19 protein-coding genes are annotated in these 18,010 nt (G+C 69.1%); 10 read left to right on the forward strand and 9 right to left on the reverse strand.

Going from position 1 to position 18,010, the window contains the following annotated elements:
• Positions 1 to 6 precede the first annotated feature (6 nt).
• From KGA65_RS08770 to KGA65_RS08810, 9 genes are read right to left on the reverse strand one after another with little or no spacing between them, the layout of a single operon-like run.
• Positions 7 to 969, reverse strand: a complete 963-nt coding sequence (locus tag KGA65_RS08770; RefSeq protein WP_225862769.1) for a cation diffusion facilitator family transporter — start codon at positions 967 to 969, stop codon at positions 7 to 9.
• Positions 970 to 1,025: 56 nt separating this feature from the next.
• A complete protein-coding gene (gene rng, locus KGA65_RS08775) occupies positions 1,026 to 2,507 on the reverse strand; it encodes a ribonuclease G (protein ID WP_225862770.1) in 1,482 nt (493 codons plus the stop codon).
• Positions 2,508 to 2,556: 49 nt separating this feature from the next.
• Positions 2,557 to 3,162, reverse strand: coding sequence for a Maf family protein (locus KGA65_RS08780; RefSeq protein WP_225862771.1), 606 nt, complete (start codon positions 3,160 to 3,162; stop codon positions 2,557 to 2,559).
• Positions 3,163 to 3,170: 8 nt separating this feature from the next.
• Positions 3,171 to 3,638 (reverse strand): 23S rRNA (pseudouridine(1915)-N(3))-methyltransferase RlmH, encoded by a 468-nt coding sequence (gene rlmH, locus KGA65_RS08785; RefSeq protein WP_225862772.1) that lies wholly within the window; start codon positions 3,636 to 3,638, stop codon positions 3,171 to 3,173.
• Positions 3,639 to 3,658: 20 nt separating this feature from the next.
• Positions 3,659 to 4,387 carry a ribosome silencing factor gene (gene rsfS / locus KGA65_RS08790; protein WP_225862773.1) on the reverse strand — a complete coding sequence of 243 codons (729 nt, stop codon included), beginning with the start codon at positions 4,385 to 4,387 and terminating at the stop codon, positions 3,659 to 3,661.
• Positions 4,388 to 4,990: a nicotinate-nucleotide adenylyltransferase gene (nadD, locus tag KGA65_RS08795; protein ID WP_225862774.1), complete on the reverse strand. Its 603-nt coding sequence runs from the start codon at positions 4,988 to 4,990 to the stop codon at positions 4,388 to 4,390.
• A gap of 11 nt (positions 4,991 to 5,001) precedes the next feature.
• Positions 5,002 to 5,922: an oxygen-dependent coproporphyrinogen oxidase gene (hemF, locus tag KGA65_RS08800; protein WP_225862775.1), complete on the reverse strand. Its 921-nt coding sequence runs from the start codon at positions 5,920 to 5,922 to the stop codon at positions 5,002 to 5,004.
• A 57-nt stretch (positions 5,923 to 5,979) separates the two neighbouring features.
• Positions 5,980 to 7,269 carry a phosphoribosylamine--glycine ligase gene (purD, locus tag KGA65_RS08805; RefSeq protein ID WP_225862776.1) on the reverse strand — a complete coding sequence of 430 codons (1,290 nt, stop codon included), beginning with the start codon at positions 7,267 to 7,269 and terminating at the stop codon, positions 5,980 to 5,982.
• A gap of 3 nt (positions 7,270 to 7,272) precedes the next feature.
• Positions 7,273 to 7,995 (reverse strand): YebC/PmpR family DNA-binding transcriptional regulator, encoded by a 723-nt coding sequence (locus tag KGA65_RS08810; protein WP_225862777.1) that lies wholly within the window; start codon positions 7,993 to 7,995, stop codon positions 7,273 to 7,275.
• Positions 7,996 to 8,126: 131 nt separating this feature from the next.
• Here KGA65_RS08810 and KGA65_RS08815 point away from each other — a divergent pair, with 131 nt between their 5' ends.
• The 10 genes from KGA65_RS08815 (at position 8,127) to KGA65_RS08860 (ending at position 17,836) form a co-directional block, all read left to right on the forward strand.
• The gene (locus tag KGA65_RS08815; protein ID WP_225862778.1) at positions 8,127 to 9,725 is read left to right on the forward strand and encodes a helicase HerA-like C-terminal domain-containing protein; all 1,599 of its coding nucleotides are present in this window, start codon (positions 8,127 to 8,129) and stop codon (positions 9,723 to 9,725) included.
• A 120-nt stretch (positions 9,726 to 9,845) separates the two neighbouring features.
• Positions 9,846 to 10,445, forward strand: coding sequence for a phosphatase PAP2 family protein (locus KGA65_RS08820; protein ID WP_225862779.1), 600 nt, complete (start codon positions 9,846 to 9,848; stop codon positions 10,443 to 10,445).
• Positions 10,446 to 10,523: 78 nt separating this feature from the next.
• Entirely contained in the window at positions 10,524 to 10,814 is a 291-nt protein-coding gene (locus KGA65_RS08825) for a phosphopantetheine-binding protein (RefSeq protein ID WP_225862780.1), read from the forward strand.
• Positions 10,811 to 11,467 carry a COG4648 family protein gene (locus tag KGA65_RS08830; RefSeq protein WP_225862781.1) on the forward strand — a complete coding sequence of 219 codons (657 nt, stop codon included), beginning with the start codon at positions 10,811 to 10,813 and terminating at the stop codon, positions 11,465 to 11,467. Before KGA65_RS08825 ends, KGA65_RS08830 begins: the two co-directional genes overlap by 4 nt.
• Before the next feature lie 13 nt (positions 11,468 to 11,480).
• Positions 11,481 to 12,839 carry an AMP-binding protein gene (locus KGA65_RS08835; protein ID WP_225862782.1) on the forward strand — a complete coding sequence of 453 codons (1,359 nt, stop codon included), beginning with the start codon at positions 11,481 to 11,483 and terminating at the stop codon, positions 12,837 to 12,839.
• A gap of 3 nt (positions 12,840 to 12,842) precedes the next feature.
• The gene (locus tag KGA65_RS08840) at positions 12,843 to 13,148 is read left to right on the forward strand and encodes an ApeI family dehydratase (RefSeq protein ID WP_225862783.1); all 306 of its coding nucleotides are present in this window, start codon (positions 12,843 to 12,845) and stop codon (positions 13,146 to 13,148) included.
• Between the two features lie 4 nt (positions 13,149 to 13,152).
• On the forward strand, positions 13,153 to 14,079 hold the full coding sequence (locus tag KGA65_RS08845) for a lysophospholipid acyltransferase family protein (RefSeq protein ID WP_225862784.1): 927 nt from the start codon (positions 13,153 to 13,155) through the stop codon (positions 14,077 to 14,079).
• Entirely contained in the window at positions 14,042 to 14,668 is a 627-nt protein-coding gene (locus KGA65_RS08850; protein ID WP_225862785.1) for an outer membrane lipoprotein carrier protein LolA, read from the forward strand. The genes KGA65_RS08845 and KGA65_RS08850 overlap by 38 nt, the downstream gene beginning before the upstream one ends.
• Positions 14,665 to 17,016 (forward strand): MMPL family transporter, encoded by a 2,352-nt coding sequence (locus KGA65_RS08855; RefSeq protein WP_310740949.1) that lies wholly within the window; start codon positions 14,665 to 14,667, stop codon positions 17,014 to 17,016. The genes KGA65_RS08850 and KGA65_RS08855 overlap by 4 nt, the downstream gene beginning before the upstream one ends.
• Complete coding sequence (locus KGA65_RS08860; protein ID WP_225862786.1) at positions 17,006 to 17,836, forward strand: polysaccharide deacetylase family protein; 831 nt, start codon at positions 17,006 to 17,008, stop codon at positions 17,834 to 17,836. The genes KGA65_RS08855 and KGA65_RS08860 overlap by 11 nt, the downstream gene beginning before the upstream one ends.
• Positions 17,837 to 18,010 lie beyond the last annotated feature (174 nt).

Below are 18,010 nucleotides of genomic sequence, written 5' to 3' on the forward strand. Positions count from 1 at the left end.
GTGGCCTCAGACTGGGACGGCCGGCTTCACTGGCGCATGGTCCAGGTCCGGCCGGTGCCAGGGATCCACATGGGTCATCAGGTTGAGCACCCGATGGCGCTGCAGCACACGCTGCCGGGCCGCCACCGCGATGTCATGCCCCTGTTCCACCGTGATCGCGGCATCCACCTCGATGTGGGCATCGACCACGATCATGTCGCCCATCTTGCGGGTGCGCACATCGTGCACCCCGGCCACGCCCGGGGTTTCGATCAGCGTCTGGCGGATGGCCTGGACCTCCTCGTCGTCGGCAGCCCGGTCCATCAGGTCGTGCAGCGCGTTCCAGCCGAACTCCACCCCCATCTTCGCGACCATCAGGCCGACGATCAGGGCCGCGATCGGGTCCAGGATGGGATAGCCGGCCAGATTGCCCACCAGACCCAGCGCCACCACCAGCGAGGAGGCCGCGTCCGAGCGCGCGTGCCAGGCATTGGCCACCAGCAGGCTGGACTTCACCTTCTTGGCCACCGCCAGCATGTAGCGAAACAGCGCTTCCTTGGCCACCAGCGTGCCCAGGGCCACCCACAAGGCCACCGCGTGCACCGGCGGCAGATCCGCCGGCGCGTGCAGCTTCTGGAAGGCCGACACCAGCATGCCCGCCCCGACCACCAGCAGCAGCACACCCAGCACCATGGAGGCCGCGTTCTCGAAGCGCTGGTGACCATAGGGGTGGTCATCGTCGGCGGCCTTGCGGGCCTGGTGCCCGGCCACCAGCACGACGGCGTCGGACACCAGATCGGCCAGCGAGTGCAGACCGTCGGCCACCAGGCCCTGCGAGCGGGCCACCAGACCCACCGCAATCTGCAGGGTCGACAGCACCAGATTGACCGCCACACTGACCCAGGTGCTGCGGTTGGCGGCCTTGGCCCGTTCCACCGCGGTGTACAGGCTGTGCTCGTCGGCGTCGTTGTCGTGGTTCTTGAATTGCATCCCGTTAGCCTACCCGCCCAGGCTGATTCTTGTCTGAAGCCATCGCCACCGCCGCCTCACAGCAACACGATGTCGTACTGCTCCGGGTTCATCGTCGCCTCGGCCGACAGCGAGATCGGCTTGCCGACGAAGGCCGAGAGATCGGCCAGGTGCTGGCTTTCCTCGTCGAGCAGCATTTCCACCACCGCCGCACTGGCCACCACGCGGAATTCCTTGGGGTCGAATTGGCGTGCCTCGCGCAGGATCTCGCGCAGGATGTCGTAGCAGACGCTGCGCGCGGTCTTGACCTGGCCGCGCCCCTCGCAGGTGGGGCAGGGCTGGCACAGCACATGGGCCAGGCTCTCGCGGGTGCGCTTGCGGGTCATCTCGACCAGCCCCAGCTGGGTGAAGCCGCTCACCGTGGTCTTGGTGCGGTCGCGCGCGAGCTGCTTGCGCAGCTCGGCCAGCACAGCCTGCTGGTGCTCCTCGCGCGCCATGTCGATGAAGTCGATGATGATGATGCCGCCCAGGTTGCGCAGCCGCAGCTGGCGCGCGATGGCCTGCGCGGCCTCCAGGTTGGTCTTGAAGATCGTCTCGTCGAAGTTGCGGGCGCCCACATAGCCGCCGGTGTTGACGTCGATCGTGGTCAGCGCCTCCGTCTGGTCGACGATCAGGTAGCCCCCGGATTTCAACTCGACCCGCCGGCCGAGCGCCCTGGCGATCTCTTCCTCGATGTTGAAGAGATCGAAGATCGGCCGTTCGCCACGGTAGTGCTCCAGCTTGCCCACCGAGGCCGGGGTGTAGGCTGCCCCAAAGGCCTTGAGCTGTTCGTACTGCTGGCGCGAATCGATGCGGATCGCGGCGGTCTGCTCGGTGGCCAGGTCGCGCAGCACCCGCTCGCTCAACGACAGGTCCTGGTGCAGCAAGGTGCCGGCCGGCTGGGACAACGCACGCTGTCGGATCTGGGCCCAGGTCTTGCGCAGATAGGCAATGTCCTCCGACAGCTCGGCGTCACTGGCTTCCTCGGCATTGGTGCGCAGGATGAAGCCGCCCGGGCCCTCCTTGCTGCCCGGTTCGGGCTTGCCCACCAGGGCCACCATGCGCTGGCGCAGCTGTTCACGGTGCTCGACCGAGCCGATCTTCTGCGAGATGCCGATGTGGGTGTCCTGCGGCAGGAACACCAGCAGGCGGCCGGCGATGCTGACCTGGGTGGACAGGCGGGCGCCCTTGGTGCCGATCGGGTCCTTGACCACCTGCACCATCAGGGTCTGGCCCTCGAACACCAGCTTCTCGATCGGCGTGGGCGGGTGGCTGTCACGCACCCCGGGGGCGTGGGCGGTGTGCAGATCGGCCACGTGCAGGAAGGCCGCGCGCTCCAGACCGATGTCGATGAAGGCGCTCTGCATGCCCGGCAACACCCGGGCCACCTTGCCCAGGTAGACGTTGCCCACCAAGCCACGTTCAAGCGTGCGCTCGATGTGCAGCTCCTGGATGGCACCGTTCTCGATCAGAGCGACACGGGTTTCCTGGGGAGCCCAGTTGATCAGGATGTCATGCATGTGCGGCCGCGGTATTGGCGTTGTGCCCAGCAGGCCGCGGGCACGACGGTCAGACGCGGACGCGAGCCTGCCGCAGCAACTGGGTTGTCTCGTAGAGGGGCAACCCCATGATACCGGAGTAGCTTCCGGCGATGCGCTCGATCCAGCCGGCCAGCGAGCTCTGGATGGCGTAGGCACCGGCCTTGCCGAAGGGCTCGCCGCTGTCGACGTAGCGGGCCACCACCTCGGCCGGCAGCGGCGCAAAGCGAACGGTCGAGACATTCACCGCCAGGTGATGCCGGCGGCCGTCCCACAGGGCCACCGCGGTCAGCACCTTGTGGCTGCGGCCGGACAGGCGGGTCAGCGTGTCGGTGGCTTCGGCCGCATCGGCGGGCTTGCCAAGGATGCGCCGCCCGAGCGCCACCGTGGTGTCAGAGCACAGGATGGGCGCCAACGGCAGCCCACGGGCCTTCCAGCGGGCGCGCGCCGCCTTCAGCTTGGCCCGGGTCACCCGTTCGACATAGTCGGCCGGTGCCTCGCCGGGGCGCTCCGCCTCCAGGGCCTCGGCGTCTTCGTCCGGGTCGGGCAGCAGCAGTTCGTGGCGCACGCCCAGCTGGTCCAGCAGCTGACGGCGACGCGGGCTTTGGGACGCCAGGTAGATGAAGTCGTGTTCCAACGCCGCCCTCACTCGCGGTGGTAGGGATGGCCGTTGCGCAGCGACCAGGCCCGGTAGAGCGCCTCGGCCAGCAGCACGCGCACGAAGGCGTGCGGCAGGGTCAGGTCCGACAGGCGCAGGCTCTCATCAGCCGTGCCCTTGAGCTGGGCATCCAGCCCGTCGGGGCCGCCGATCAGGAACACCACATCGCGCCCATCCCCCAGCCAGAACTCGAAACGCTGCGCCAGCTGGGCGGTGGTCAGGCGGGTGCCATGCTCGTCCAGCAGCACGCGGCGCACGCCTTTGGGGCAGGCTGCCTCCAGGCGATGCGCCTCGGCCGCCATCAGCTGTTCGGTGCTCTTGCCGCCGCGCGGCTCGGCCTTGACCGCCTTCAGCGTCAGACGCATCTCGGGCGGGAAGCGCTTGGCGAAGTCGTCGTAGGCCGCGTCAGCCCAGGCCGGCTGGCGCTGGCCGACCGCGGCGATGATCAACTGCATGGCTCAGGCCGGACAGTGCGTCAGGCAGACCGCTTGGGGGCCGCCTTCTTGGCTGGAGCCGCCTTCTTCGTCGAGGACGCCTTCTTGGCGGGCTTGCCCACCACGATGGTCTGGACCGGCTTGGCCTCCACGGCCCGACGGGTGGTGCCGCTGCTGCGCGTCACCGCCTTCTTGGCCGGCGCCTTGGCCACTGCGCCCTTCGCGGCCGCCTTCTTGGCGGGCGCGGCCTTCTTGGCGGCGCTCGCGGTTCCGCTGCTGACCTTGCGCGCGGCGGTCGGCTTGGCGGCTACCGTCTTCGGCTCGGTGGCGGCCTTGGCCTTCTTCGCGGCCGGCTTCTTGGCGGGCTTGGCCGGTGCTTCGTCCTCGTCTTCGGGCTCGGAGGCCTTGACCAGACGGGTCTGGCCGTCGCTGAGCTTCAGCTTGACCGGCTTGCCGCCCCAGATTTCCTCGAGGCGGTAGTAGTCGCGGATGGCCGGCTGCATGATGTGGGCCACCGCCGCCCCGCAGTCGACGATGATCCACTCACCGTTGTCCTCGCCTTCGGTGCGCAGCACCGGCAGGCCGGCGGCCTTGACCGACTCGCGCACGCTGGAGGCCAGCGCCTTGGTCTGGCGGTTGCTGGTGCCCGAGGCCACGATCACGCGCTCGAACAGCGGCGACAGATGCTCGGTGTTGAAGACCAGGATGTCCTGAGCCTTCACGTCCTCCAGGCCATCGACGATGGCGCGTTGCAGTTTTCGAATGTCCATTCAGTGGCCGGGCGCGGCCCGGTAGAGGCTGTGTTGATCAATATAGCGTGCCACCGCTTCCCCCACCAGGGGTGCAATCGGCAGGCCTCGCGCCACCCGGGCACGGATGTCGGTGGCGTTGATGTCGTGCCGTGGCAGGGGCAGCACGACACAACGGTGGGGCACCCCGGCCAGGGCTGGCGGCACCTGGACGGTCTGCCCCTCGCGGGCCGCCACGGCCAGCGTCACCGCGGCCAGCAGTTCCCGCCAGCCATGCCAGGTGGCAAAGCGCGCGTACTGGTCTTGCCCGATGACCAGGAACCAATCGGTGCCCGGCTGCTCGGCGGTCAGTTCGCGCACGGTGTCCAGCGTGTAGCTGGGCCCCTGGCGGGAAAGTTCGCGATTGTCCACCACAAACCGCCCCTCTCCGGCGATCAGGGTCTGCACCATCGCCAGGCGGTGTTCGGGCGAAGCCAGTTCGCCCGCGGGCTTTTGCCAGGGCTGCCCCGCCGGCAACCAGCGCAATTCGTCCAGCGCCAGCGTCTCGCAAGCCTGCAGGGCCAGCGCGCGGTGCGCCTGGTGGGGTGGGTTGAAACTGCCGCCGAAGAGCCCGACGCGCCGCATGTGCTGGTGGCTCAGGCGCCCTCCGCCGCCCAGTCGCGCGGGCGCAGGAAGTCGCTGTAGAGCTGGGCCTCTGGCGTGCCGGCCTCTGGGTGCCAGTCATAGCGCCAGTTCGCCACCGGCGGCATCGACATCAGGATCGCCTCGGTGCGGCCACCGGATTGCAGGCCGAACAGCGTGCCGCGGTCGTGCACCAGGTTGAACTCGACATAGCGCCCCCGCCGATAGGCCTGGAACTCACGCTCGCGCTCGCCATACGGCATGTCACGCCGGCGCTCCACAATGGGCAGGTAAGCCTGCAGGAAGGCATCGCCCACGGCCCGGGTCAGCGCGAAGCTGTGCTCGAAGCCTTCCTCGTTGAAGTCGTCGTAGAAGATGCCGCCCACGCCGCGCGGTTCGTTGCGGTGCTTCAGGAAGAAGTACTCGTCGCACCAAGTCTTGAAACGCGGGTACAGGTCGGCGCCGAAGGGGGCCAGCGCGTCACGGCAGGTGCGGTGGAAGTGCACCGCATCCTCCTCGAAACCGTAGTAAGGCGTCAGGTCCATGCCGCCGCCAAACCACACGACCGGGTCGCGGCCCGAGGGCAGCGCGGCAAAGACGCGCACATTCATGTGCACCGTCGGCACATAGGGGTTGCGCGGGTGGAACACCAGCGACACCCCCATGGCCTCGAAGGACGCCCCGGCCAGCTCCGGGCGATGCCCTGTGGCCGAGGGCGGCAGCGAACGGCCGTGGACGTGGCTGAAATTGCAGCCGCCCCGCTCCAGCAGGTCACCGCCCTCCAGCACCCGGGTCAGGCCGTCGCCTTCCAGCCGCTCGCCCGGTTCGCGTCGCCAGGCCACGGCCTGGAACGGCCGTCCATCGAGCCCGCCGATGGTGCTGACGATGTTGTCCTGCAGTTCAAAGAAATAGGCTCTGAGCGCCTCGCTGTCCATGGGAACCTCTAAAGGAAAAAGCCCGGCGGCTGGACACCACCGGGCTTGGAGCCGGTCTCAGCGCTTGATCGCGCGGTGACCGATGTCGGTGCGCCACTGGGCGCCGTCGAAATGAACCTGTCGCAACACCTCGTAGGCCCGCTGCTGCGCCGTGCGGGCGGAGTCGCCCAGCGCGGTGACGCACAGCACGCGGCCACCACTGGTCAGGACCTGACCGTCCTTCTGCACCGTGCCGGCGTGGAAGACCATGCTGTCGGCCGTGCCCATCGGATCGGCCGGCAGGCCGGTGATGACATCGCCCTTGCGCGGGCTGGCCGGATAGCCGGCGGCGGCCATCACCACGCCCAGCGCGAAGCGGCGGTCCCAGTTCAGTTCCACCGTGTCGAGCGTGCCGTCGGTGGCGTGCAGCAGCACCTCCACCAGGTCGCTCTTCAGGCGCATCATGATCGGCTGGGTCTCCGGGTCGCCCATGCGGGTGTTGAACTCCAGCGTCTTGGGCCGCCCCTCGGCGTCGATCATCAGCCCGGCATACAGGAAGCCGGTGAACGGGATCCCATCCTTGGCCATGCCGTTGATCGTCGGCAGGATGATCTCGTGCATCGCGCGGGCATGCACATTGGGCGTGACGACCGGCGCGGGCGAGTAGGCGCCCATGCCGCCGGTGTTGGGGCCGGTGTCGCCATCGCCGATGCGCTTGTGGTCCTGGCTGGTGGCCAGCGGCAGCACGTTCTTGCCATCGCACAGCACGATGAAGCTGGCCTCCTCGCCCTGCAGGAATTCCTCGATCACCACGCGGGCGCCGCCGGCGTTGTGCACCACGCCCAGGGTGTTGTCCTCCAGCATGAAGCGCACGGCTTCATGGGCTTCGTCGAGCGTCATCGCCACGACCACGCCCTTGCCGGCGGCCAGGCCATCGGCCTTGATCACGATGGGGGCGCCCAGCCGGTCGATGTAGGCATGGGCCGCGGCCGGGTCGGAGAAGGTCTCGTAGGCGGCCGTCGGGATGGCGTGCCGCTTCATGAAGTCCTTGGCGAAGGCCTTGGACGATTCCAGCTGGGCGGCCGCCTGCGTCGGGCCGAAGATGCGCAGGCCGCGGGCGCGGAAGATGTCCACCACGCCTTGCGACAGCGGGGCCTCGGGGCCCACCACCGTCAGCCCGACCTTCTCGGCCATGGCGAAATCCGCCAGGGCCGTCGGGTCGGTGATGGCAACATTGGTCAGGCGCTTGTCCAGCGCCGTGCCGCCATTGCCCGGCGCCACGAAGACGCGCTGCACACGCTCGCTCTGGGCCAGCTTCCAGGCCAGGGCATGCTCACGGCCGCCATTGCCGATGACAAGGATGTTCATGGATCAGCCCAGCTCGGCGTTGTGATAGACCTCTTGCACGTCGTCGAGGTCCTCGATCGCGTCCAGCAGCTTCTGCATGCGCTCGGCATCCTCGCCGCTCAGTTCGATGGTGTTCTCGGCACGCATCGTCACCTCGGCCACCTCGGCGTTCAGGCCGGCGGCCTCCAGCGCGTTCTTCACGGCCTCGAAGTCGCCCGGCGCGGTCAGCACCTCGATGGCGCCCTCGTCGTCGGTGATCACGTCCTCGGCGCCGGCTTCCAGCGCCACCTCCATGACCTTGTCCTCCGAGGTGCCGGGGGCGAAGATCAGCTGGCCGCAGTGCTTGAACTGGAAGGCCACCGAGCCCTCGGTGCCCAGGTTGCCGCCGTTCTTGCTGAAGGCGTGGCGCACCTCGGCCACGGTGCGCACCCGGTTGTCGGTCATGCAGTCGACGATGATGGCCGCGCCGCCGATGCCGTAGCCTTCGTAGCGGATTTCCTCATAGGTCACGCCATCGAGGTTGCCGGTGGCCTTGTCGATATTGCGCTTGACCGTGTCGGCCGGCATGTTGGCCGCCTTGGCCTTGTCCACTGCCAGACGCAGGCGGGGGTTGGCGTTGATGTCACCGCCACCCTGGCGTGCCGCCACCATGATTTCGCGGATCACCCGCGTCCAGACCTTGCCCCGCTTTTCGTCCTGACGGCCCTTGCGGTGTTGGATATTGGCCCATTTCGAGTGCCCAGCCATGGCAGATTTCTCCTGCTCCGGTACGGTCGCCGGAGTCTTGGGGTTTCTTGGATAGACTGCGATTTTACGTTGGGGCGCTGCGCCCGCCTGCCGGGCTGGCCCTTCCCCATCGCGTTTTCCCGGAGGATTTCATGGCCGAACCCATCCTGGTGGCCCAGCACGGCGACATTTCCTGCCGCCTCCTGCCCGCGCTGGCCAACCGCCACGGCCTCATCACCGGCGCCACCGGCACCGGCAAGACCATCACCCTGCAGACCCTGGCCGAGAACTTCTCGAAGATCGGCGTGCCCGTCTTCATGGCCGACGTCAAGGGCGACCTGACCGGCATCAGCCAGGCCGGCCAGATCGGCAACAAGCTGGCCGGCCTCCTGAAGGAACGCGGGCTGCCCACGCCGGCCCCCATCGCCTGCCCCACCACGCTGTGGGACGTCTTCGGCGAGCAAGGCCACCCGGTGCGGGCCACGGTGTCCGACATGGGCCCGCTGCTGCTGTCGCGCATGCTGGCCCTCAACGAAACCCAGTCCGGCGTGCTGAACCTGGTCTTCAAGATCGCCGACGACCACGGCCTGGCCCTGCTGGACCTGAAGGACCTGCGCGCCATGCTGCAGTACGTGGGCGACAACGGCAGCCAGTTCACCACCGAGTACGGCAACGTCAGCGCTGCCTCCATCGGCGCCATCCAGCGCGGCCTGCTGCAGATCGAGCAACAGGGCGGCGACCAGTTCTTTGGCGAGCCCATGCTCAACATCGCGGATTTCATGCAGACCGTCGATGGCCAGGGGGTGGTGAACATCCTGGCGGCCGACAAGCTGATGAACGCGCCGCGGCTGTACGCCACCTTCCTGCTGTGGATGCTGTCGGAGCTGTTCGAGACCCTGCCCGAGGTGGGTGACCTGGACCAGCCCAAGCTGGTCTTCTTCTTCGACGAGGCCCACCTGCTGTTCAAGGACGCACCCGACGCCCTGGTCGAGCGCATCGAGCTGGTGGTGCGCCTGGTGCGCTCCAAGGGCGTGGGCGTCTATTTCGTGACCCAGAACCCGCTGGATGTGCCCGACACCGTGCTGGGCCAGCTGGGCAACCGGGTGCAGCATGCGCTGCGCGCCTTCACCCCGCGCGACCAGAAGGCCGTCAAGAGCGCCGCCGACACGATGCGCGCCAACCCGGGCCTGGACATCGCCACCGCCATCACCGAGCTGGGCGTGGGCGAGGCGCTGATCAGCTTCCTCGACGAGAAGGGCCGCCCCAGCGTCACCCAGCGTGTCTTCGTGCTGCCCCCGGGCAGCCAGATCGGCCCGATCACCCCCGCCCAGCGCCAGGCACTGATCCAGGGCTCGCTGGTGGCCGGTGTCTATGAAAAGGCGGTGGACCGCGACTCCGCCTACGAGAAGCTCAAGGGCCGCGCCGCCGCCACGGCCGACACGCGCGACCAGATGCAACCGCAGACCCCGCAGGGCGGTGGTAGCCTGGCCGACGAAGCCGGCCAGGTCTTCCGCGGCGGGGCCCCGGCGCCCGCCCCGACCCCACAGACAGGCGGGGGCAATGGTGGCGGCCTGCTCGGCGGCCTGGGCGACATCCTGTTTGGTTCCACCGGTCCGCGCGGCGGCCGACGGGAGGGGCTGGCCGAAGCGGCCGCCAAATCCGCCATCCGCACCATCGGCTCCAGCGTGGGGCGGGAGATCGTGCGCGGCGTGCTGGGTGGGTTGCTGGGCGGCAGCTCACGCCGAAAATGAGGAATGCAGCGCCTCCAGCGTGACAGGGTCGGGATCACGGATGGCCCGGCATCCCCTCCCACCGGCTCACTGCCCCAGCATCTGTGGTCGAGGGCACGACCGCTGTTCTGGTTCAAGACCGTGGGCATCTCCAGCTTCACGGCGCTGTTCTTCGTGGCCTACCTCCACCTGCTCAAGCACCCCAGCGGGCCGGTCACGACGATGCCGCAGATCTGGCTGGACGGACGAATCCCCTTTTCGCCGCTCGCGCTGCCGGTGTACCTGTCGCTCTGGGTGTATCTCTCGATCCCCCCCACCCTGATGACCCGACGCAGCGAGATTGTCGGTTTCGGCTGGCGCATCGCCCTCGTCTGCCTGATTGGGCTGCTGGTGTTCTGGTTCTGGCCCAATGCCGTCCCCCCGGCTCACGTCGACTGGGCCCGCTATCCCGGCATGGGTTTTCTCAAAGGCGTGGATGCCGCCGGCAATGCCTGCCCCTCGCTGCATGTGGCCACGGCCGTGTTTGCCGCCTTCTGGATCCATCACCAGCTGCCCACCTTGGGGCTGGGGCGGCGGACCCGCTGGGGCAACGGCCTGTGGTGCCTGGCCATCTGCTATTCCACCGTGGCCACCCGTCAACATGTGGTGGTGGACGTGCTGGCCGGCGGCCTGCTGGGGCTGGGCGTGGCTTGGCTGACCCATCCCGTCACCAGCCCCCACCGAACGCACCGGCATGCCTGAGCTGCGTTGCCTGGAGGCGCTCGGCTACAATCTGACATAAAGCCTTGTCAGAACTGATAATTTCCGTCCCCGAGTACCATGACCCTGCCCGACGAGCAAGCCGACACGATTCAGCCGGCGCTGGAAACCGAACTTGCACAGATGCTCGTGACCGAGCTGGGCCTGGAAGTGAGCGCCCAGGACATCGACCCCACCCAGCCGCTGTACGGTGACGGCCTGGGGCTGGACTCCATCGACATCCTGGAGGTGGCCCTGCTGATCGGCAAGAAGTACGGCGTTCAGATGAAGGCCGACAACGCCGACAACTTCCGCATCTTTGGCTCTCTTCGCAGTCTGGCCCAGTACGTCGGACAGCATCGCCCTCAATGATTCCCCTGCCGCCCTTGGCCAAGCGGCTGGCCGCCGCGGCCTTGGCGGCGCTGTACCTGGTGCTGAGCTTTCTGGCCGGTGCCTCGGATCACCCTCCCTTGCTCGCCGTGGTGGTCAGCCTGGCCCCCATGGCCTTCATGGCGCTGGTCTTCGCCTGGCACCAGTCCGGCTGGAGGCGCAGTGTGCTGCTGACGCTGTGGGGGCTGCTGGTGGTCGGCGTGGGGCTCCAGCTCAGCGCCCTGAGCCGCCATGTGGCCACCGTGTTCTTCCTGCAGCACGTCGGGGCCATGGGGTTCCTGGGCCTGATGTTTGGCCACACGCTGGGACAGGGCCATGACCGGGCCCTGTGCTCTCGCATCGCTGCATTCATCACCCCGGAGCCCCTGGACGCCCGCTACCTGCGCTACACCTGGCAGGTGACCTGTGCCTGGACGACGTTCTTCGCGCTCATGTTCGGCCTGTCGACGGCGTTGTTCCTGAGTGGCCGCCTCTGGTGGTGGTCCCTGCTGGCCAATGTCCTCACGCCGGCACTGGTGGGGAGCCTGTTCGTCGCCGAGTACCTGGTGCGCCTGCGGGTGCTGCCTGATCGCCCCCACATGGATGTGCGCCAGACCATCCAGGCCTACCAGCGCTTCCGCCAGGCCCAACGCTGAATTGCGCCCCGTCATGCCCGCCCATCTGCCCCTGCTTGCGGCTCAGCCCGCGGACGCGATCGTCGCTTGGCGACGCTCGGCCCCCGTGACCCGCCAAGACTTCCTGAACCAGGTCCGGCAACTGGCCGCCCGATTGCCGGAGGTGCCCGAGGTCGTCAACCTCTGCCAGGACCGCTACGGGTTCAGCGTGAGCTTTCTGGCCTGCGTGGCACGCGGCATTCGGAGTCTGTTGCCGCACTCGCTGGCCCCGGAGTCCCTGGCCGGTGTGTGGAGCCAGGCCCCCCAGGCCCCTGCGCTGTGGGACACCCCGCCTGCCGACCTGAGCCACTGCCCCGCCTCGGTCATCGCCATCCACGCACTGTTGGACCTGCCGGCGCTGCCCCTGCCGGATGAGGAGGTCATGGTCCCGGCCGAGCAGGTGGTCGCACGGGTCTTCACCTCAGGCTCCACGGGCCACCCCCAGTCCCATGACAAGCAGTGGGGGCACCTGGCGGCCAGCGTGCAGGCCGCCTCCAGCCGGTTGTGGCAGCAGGCCGGTGGCCCTTGCAGCGTGATCGGCACGGTCAGTTTCCGGCACATGTACGGGCTGGAGTCCACGGTGCTGCTGCCCCTGCGGGGCGCGGGCGTGCTGACGGACGAACTGCCCTTCTTTCCGGCGGACATTGCCGCCGCGTTGACGCGCGCGCCGGGCCGCCGCCTGCTCGTCACCACGCCCTTTCACCTGCGCAAGCTGCTCGAAGCCGAACAGCCCGCCCCCCAGGTCGATCTGCTGCTGTCGGCGACGGCCCCATTGGGCCGTGCGCTGGCCGAACGGGCCGAGGCCCAGTTGCACGCGCCGCTGCTGGAGATCTACGGGGCCACCGAGATGGGCCAGGTGGCCACGCGCCGCACCACCCAGGGCCCGCGCTGGCAACTGCTGGCAGGCTGTGAACTGCGCCAGGACGAACGGGGCGGCCTCACCATGCATGGCACCTCCCAGGCACGCCCCCAGCCGGTCCACGATGTCATCGAGATCACCGGCCCGGACAGCTTCGAGCTGATCGATCGCCCGGGCAACCTGGTGAACATCGTGGGCAAGCGCACCTCGCTCACCTACCTCAACCAGCTGCTGAACAGCCTGCCCGGCGTGCAGGATGGGGTGTTCTGCCTGCCGCCCGGCCGGGAGTCGAACGACGATGCCCGGCTCGCGGCGTTCGTGGTGGCACCTGAACTGCAGGCTGCCGACGTGCTGAACGCCCTGCGAGCGCACCTGGATCCCGTGTTTCTGCCTCGCCCGCTCGTCCTGCTGGATCATCTGCCCCACGACGTGAACGGCAAGATCACGTCGGCCGTGGTCCAGACCCTGGTGGCGCAGCACCTGGGAGGCGCCTGAGACATGACCCGGACCGCCCTCAGCATTCCGGCCGATCACCCGGCCTTCGCGGGCCATTTCCCGACCCACCCCATCGTCCCGGGCGTGGTGCTCCTGGCCCTGGCCCAGCAGGCCCTGGAAGCCCAGTTCGGCGAGGTCTTCGCCGGCCTGGCTTCGGCCAAGTTCCTGCGCCCGCTGGGTCCGGGCGAAGCGGTCTGGCTCACGTCCACCGCCACCGACACCGGTGTGAGCTTCTCGCTGCATCGGGAAGACGGCGAAACGCTGGTGGCCAGTGGCCGCTTCCTGCGCACGCCGCGTGCGGGGGGCTGAGCCGATGACGCCCTCCCGTTCAACCCCGCGGCCCGAGTGGATGAGCCAGAAGGAACGCGGCAGTCTCACGCTGCTGCGCATCATGACCTGGCTCTCGCTCAGGCTCGGCCGCCGACTGACCCGACCCGTCGTGGCCCTCATCGCCCTGTACTTCCTGCTCACGGCCACGGCGGCCCGGCGGGCGTCGGCCAGCTACCTCGCCCGCTGCCTGGGTCGCCCGGCCACCTGGCGAGACCTCTATCGCCACATGCATGCCTTCGCCTCCACGGTCCATGACCGGGTCTACCTGCTCAACGATCGCTTCGAGCTGTTCGACATCCGCCCCACGGGGCATGCGGCGCTGGGTCAGCTCAACGGCGAAGGCCAGGGCCTGCTGCTGTTGGGGGCGCATCTGGGCAGTTTCGAGGCCCTGCGAGCGCTGGCGCGTCACCACAGCCAGTTTCAGCTGAGCGTGGCCATGTACCTGGAGAACGCACGCCAGATCCACGACACACTGGCGGCGATCAACCCGGCAGCAGCCCCCGACATCATTGCCCTGGGCCAGCTTGAAGCCATCCTCACCCTGCATCAGCGGCTCCAGGAGGGCCGCATGGTCGGCGTCCTGGCGGACCGGGCCTCCGGCTCGGACCAATACCTTGAGATGTCTTTTCTGGGTGGGCTGGCCCCTTTCCCCTGCGGCCCGTTCCGTCTCGCCGTCATGCTGCAGCAGCCGATCTTCTTCATGACCGGCCTGTACCGAGGGGGTCGCCGCTACGACCTGCACTTCGAGCCTCTGCACCTTGACCCCGCCCTGGGCCGGGACCGCGAGGCCCAGATCCATGCCCTGATGGCGCAGTACGTCGCCCGGCTGGAGCGGTATTGCCGTGAGGCGCCCTACAACTGGTTCAACTTCTATGATTTCTGGCAATCGCCCGCTTCTCCCCAAGCCTGAGCTCAAGGCCTGGGTCCGTCGTCACGCCGGCATCCTGGCCCTGGGCCTGGGCTGCCTCGCCCCCGCCTGGGCCCAGCCCTGGACCCCGTCGACACTGATGCAGGCCCTGGCCACCCACAAGTCGGCCAAGGCCACTTTCGTCGAACGCAAGTACCTCGCCGTGCTGGACCAGCCCGTGGAATCGCGCGGTGAGCTGTCGTTCACCGCCCCCGACCGGCTGGAGAAGCGCACGCTCTCGCCCCGCCCGGAATCCCTGGTGCTACAGGGCGACACGCTCACGGTGGACGACGCCAACAAGCGCCGCATGACCCTGAGCCTGAACAGCAGCCCCGAGGCCGCGGCCTTCGTGGAAAGCATTCGCGGCACCTTGGCAGGCGACCTGGCGGCACTGCAGAAGTACTACAGCCTCGAACTCAACGGCAGCGAGGCACGCTGGAAGCTGCTGCTGGTGCCACAGCAGGCGCGCATGGCCAAGCTGGTCAGCCGCATCCGCATGGAGGGCAGCGGGACCTCGGTGCGTCTGATCGTGTTCGAACAGGCCGACGGCGACCGCTCGGAAATGCAGATCACGCCGGTGCCCAACCCATGATGCGCCGCTGGCTGTCCTGGCCGGTCGGGCTCTGGGTCCTGTTGCTGGCCCTGGGCGCAGGCGTCATCGCGCAGACCCGCTTCGTGGCCGACCTCTCGGCCTTCATGCCGCGGCTGCCCACCGAGCGGCAGCAGCTCTTGCTCGACCAGCTGCAGGATGGCATCGTGGCCCGGCTCATCATGGTCGGCATCGAGGGCGGCGACGCCAGCAGCCGCGCCCGCCTCTCCCGCACGCTGGGGCAGCAGCTGCGGCAGGACCCCGCCTTCCAAGGTGTGCAGAACGGCGACGCCGAACTGCAGGACCGCGACCGCAGCTTCTTCTTCGAGCACCGCTACCTGCTGAGCCCCGCGGTGACCCCCGAGCGTTTCACCGTGGAGGGTTTGCGCCAGGCCATCGACGAATCCCTGCAGGGCCTGGCGGGCAACGGTGGCCTGCTGTTGAAAAGCCTGCTGCCCCGGGATCCCTCCGGCGAGACCCTGGCCCTGCTGGCCCAGTTCAACGGCGAGTCGCAGCCGGCCAGCCTGGAAGGGGCCTGGGCGTCGCGGGACGGGCAACGGGCCATCCTGCTGCTGCAGACGCGCGCCGCCGGATCCGACATCGACGCGCAGGCGGCCGCCCAGCAGCGCATCCGCACCCTGTTCGCCCAATTGCCGGACCGGCCGGCGGACGCCCGGCTGGTGATGAGCGGCACCGGCGTGTTCTCCGTGGCCTCCCGCGCCACCATCCAGTCGGAGGTGAGCCGGCTGGCCACAGTGAGCCTGGTGCTGGTCGTGGGCCTGCTGCTGACGGTGTACCGCTCGCCGCGGCTGCTGTTGCTGGGCCTGCTGCCGGTGCTCAGCGGCGCCGTGGCCGGGGTGGCGGCGGTCAGCCTGGGCTTCGGTCAGGTGCATGGCCTGACCCTGGGCTTCGGCACCACCCTGATCGGCGAGGCGGTGGACTACTCCATCTACCTCTTCGTGCAGCGGGCCGACCGGCAGGCCCCGGCCCACTTCTGGCGCACCATCCGCCTGGGGGTCCTCACCTCCATCGTCGGCTTCGCGGCCATGCTCCTGTCCGGCTTCCCCGGTCTGGCCCAGCTGGGTCTGTATTCCATTGCCGGCCTGCTGGCCGCGGTGCTGGTGACCCGGTTCGTGCTGCCCCGGCTGATGCCGGCGGTGCTGCCCCTGCGTGACCTGGCCCCGATGGGACAGGTTCTGCTGGGCGCGCTGCGGAAGCTGCCCCGGCTGCGGCCCGGGGTCGTCGTGCTGCTGGTGCTGGCCAGCGGCCTGCTGGCCTGGCGCCATGATCACATCTGGAACCGGCAACTCTCCGCGCTCAGCCCGGTGTCGCAGGCCGATCAGGCCCTGGACGCCAGCCTGCGCGCCGATCTGGGCGCTCCCGACCTGCGCTACATCGCCAGCATCTCCGCGCCCGACGAGGAAACCGCTCTGCAACGGGCCGAACAGGCCGCGCAGGTGCTGCGCCACCTGCAGGACGCGCAGTGGCTGGGCGGCGTCAGCTCACCCACGCTGGCCCTGCCCAGCCAGGCCACCCAACAGGCGCGCCGGGCCGCCCTGCCACCGGCCGACACCCTGCGCAGCCGGCTGACCGAGGCGCTGCAGGGCTCACCGCTCAAGGCCGAGCGGCTCCAGGGCTTCGTGGAGGACGTGGCGCGGTCCCGCCAGGCGCCCCTGATTCACCGGGCCGACCTGCAGGACAGTTCGGCCGGCATGCTGGTGGACTCGCTGCTGGTGCACCGCGGGCATGACGTGCTCGCCCTCCTGCCCCTGCACGCAGCGCCCGGCCAGGCCGATGGCGAGCTGGACGTGGCGCGCATCGCGCAGGCCCTGCAGGCAGCCCAGGTGTCCAACATCACCGTGATCGACCTGCTGGCCGAGACCACCAGCGTTTTCGACCACTACCTGCACGAGGCCCTGCGCATGTCGGGCCTGGGCATGCTGGCGGTGCTGGTGCTGCTGGTCCTGCATCTGCGGAACGGTCCCCGTGTGCTGCGTGTGGCCCTGCCGCTGGCCTGCGCCGTCCTGACCGTGGCCTGCGGTCTGGTGTGGAGCGGCCACCCGCTCACCATCCTGCACCTGGTGGGCCTGCTGCTGGTGGTGGCCGTGGGGTCGAACTACGCCCTGTTCTTCGACAGCGGCCTGGGCCAGGGCAGCCCGCAGGAGCAAGGCCGCACCTTGGTGTCGCTCGCGGTGGCCAACCTCACCACCGTCTGCAGCTTCGCCACCCTGGGACTGTCCAAGGTGCCCCTGTTGGCGGCCATGGGCAGCACGGTGGCCCCGGGTGCCCTGCTGGCCCTGCTGTTCTCCGCCATCCTCTGCAGCCCGCGGGGGGCACGCCATGCCCGGTGACGCCAACGGCAACAGTCAGCCCGCCTGGCGCCCTGCGCCCCTGCTCGTGGCCAGCGGCCTGCTGCACCTGGCCCTGCTGGGGACGGTCTGCCTGCGCCCCGTGCTCTGGCCGTGGGGTCTCGGCCTGCTGCTGCTCAATCACCTGCTGATCAGCCTGTGCGGCCTGCTGCCGCGCTGCCGCTGGCTGGGGCCGACCCTGGTGCGCCTGCCGGAGGCCGCGCGGCAGCGCGGCGAAGTGGCCCTGACCTTCGACGATGGCCCGGACCCGGAGGTCACGCCCCAGGTCCTGGCCCTGCTGGCTGCACACGGCGTTCACGCCACGTTCTTCTGCATCGGGCAGCGGGCCGCAGCTCACCCTGAACTCTGCCAAGCATTGGTCGATGCCGGCCACGAAGTCGGCAACCATGGGCACCGGCACCCGTGGCACGCGTCCTTCATGGGGCCTGGCGGCTGGCGCGACGAAATCTCGCAAGGGCAGGCGACCCTTCACCGCCTGACCGCGCAAACCCCGCGTTTCTACCGAGCCGTGGCGGGACTGCGCAACCCCTTTCTGGCCCCCGTCCTGCACCGGCTGGGCCTGCAACTGGCGGCCTGGACCCGGCGCGCCTACGACACCCGCTGCGGCGACCCTGACGTGGTCCTGCGGCGCCTGACGCACCGGCTCGCGGCCGGCGACATCCTCCTGCTGCACGATGGCCATGGCGCCCGCACGCCCCAGGGCGAGCCGGTGGTATTGGCCGTGCTGCCCCGCCTGCTGGCGCGGCTGGCCTCGCAGGGTTTGAGGCCCGTTACACTCTCGCAGGCATGCACGCCCCCTTGACGTTCACTCGCCTGCGTGCGGCCAAGCCCCTCGGAGGCATTCGCCTCACCCGGATGCGCCATGCCTCGGCGAGGCTGCGTTGGCGGGTCAGCCAGTGGGTGGACCGGGGCCTGTCCTGTGCCCAAGGACACCGTCTCAGCAGAATGTGATGCGGCGGGTTGCGCAACCCCACCG

Origin of the sequence: Ideonella benzenivorans, from assembly GCF_020387415.1 — a bacterium.
GTDB lineage: Bacteria > Pseudomonadota > Gammaproteobacteria > Burkholderiales > Burkholderiaceae_C > Ideonella > Ideonella benzenivorans.

What these genes read in the sequence shown, in the direction of transcription:
- KGA65_RS08770 (WP_225862769.1), bottom strand. Translation starts at nt 969, where the DNA reads ATGCAATTCAAGAACCACGACAACGACGCCGACGAGCACAGCCTGTAC.
- rng (WP_225862770.1), bottom strand. Translation starts at nt 2,507, where the DNA reads ATGCATGACATCCTGATCAACTGGGCTCCCCAGGAAACCCGTGTCGCT.
- rlmH (WP_225862772.1), bottom strand. Translation starts at nt 3,638, where the DNA reads ATGCAGTTGATCATCGCCGCGGTCGGCCAGCGCCAGCCGGCCTGGGCT.
- rsfS (WP_225862773.1), bottom strand. Translation starts at nt 4,387, where the DNA reads ATGGACATTCGAAAACTGCAACGCGCCATCGTCGATGGCCTGGAGGAC.
- nadD (WP_225862774.1), bottom strand. Translation starts at nt 4,990, where the DNA reads ATGCGGCGCGTCGGGCTCTTCGGCGGCAGTTTCAACCCACCCCACCAG.
- hemF (WP_225862775.1), bottom strand. Translation starts at nt 5,922, where the DNA reads ATGGACAGCGAGGCGCTCAGAGCCTATTTCTTTGAACTGCAGGACAAC.
- purD (WP_225862776.1), bottom strand. Translation starts at nt 7,269, where the DNA reads ATGAACATCCTTGTCATCGGCAATGGCGGCCGTGAGCATGCCCTGGCC.
- KGA65_RS08810 (WP_225862777.1), bottom strand. Translation starts at nt 7,995, where the DNA reads ATGGCTGGGCACTCGAAATGGGCCAATATCCAACACCGCAAGGGCCGT.
- KGA65_RS08815 (WP_225862778.1), top strand. Translation starts at nt 8,127, where the DNA reads ATGGCCGAACCCATCCTGGTGGCCCAGCACGGCGACATTTCCTGCCGC.
- KGA65_RS08825 (WP_225862780.1), top strand. Translation starts at nt 10,524, where the DNA reads ATGACCCTGCCCGACGAGCAAGCCGACACGATTCAGCCGGCGCTGGAA.
- KGA65_RS08830 (WP_225862781.1), top strand. Translation starts at nt 10,811, where the DNA reads ATGATTCCCCTGCCGCCCTTGGCCAAGCGGCTGGCCGCCGCGGCCTTG.
- KGA65_RS08835 (WP_225862782.1), top strand. Translation starts at nt 11,481, where the DNA reads ATGCCCGCCCATCTGCCCCTGCTTGCGGCTCAGCCCGCGGACGCGATC.
- KGA65_RS08840 (WP_225862783.1), top strand. Translation starts at nt 12,843, where the DNA reads ATGACCCGGACCGCCCTCAGCATTCCGGCCGATCACCCGGCCTTCGCG.
- KGA65_RS08845 (WP_225862784.1), top strand. Translation starts at nt 13,153, where the DNA reads ATGACGCCCTCCCGTTCAACCCCGCGGCCCGAGTGGATGAGCCAGAAG.
- KGA65_RS08850 (WP_225862785.1), top strand. Translation starts at nt 14,042, where the DNA reads ATGATTTCTGGCAATCGCCCGCTTCTCCCCAAGCCTGAGCTCAAGGCC.
- KGA65_RS08855 (WP_310740949.1), top strand. Translation starts at nt 14,665, where the DNA reads ATGATGCGCCGCTGGCTGTCCTGGCCGGTCGGGCTCTGGGTCCTGTTG.
- KGA65_RS08860 (WP_225862786.1), top strand. Translation starts at nt 17,006, where the DNA reads ATGCCCGGTGACGCCAACGGCAACAGTCAGCCCGCCTGGCGCCCTGCG.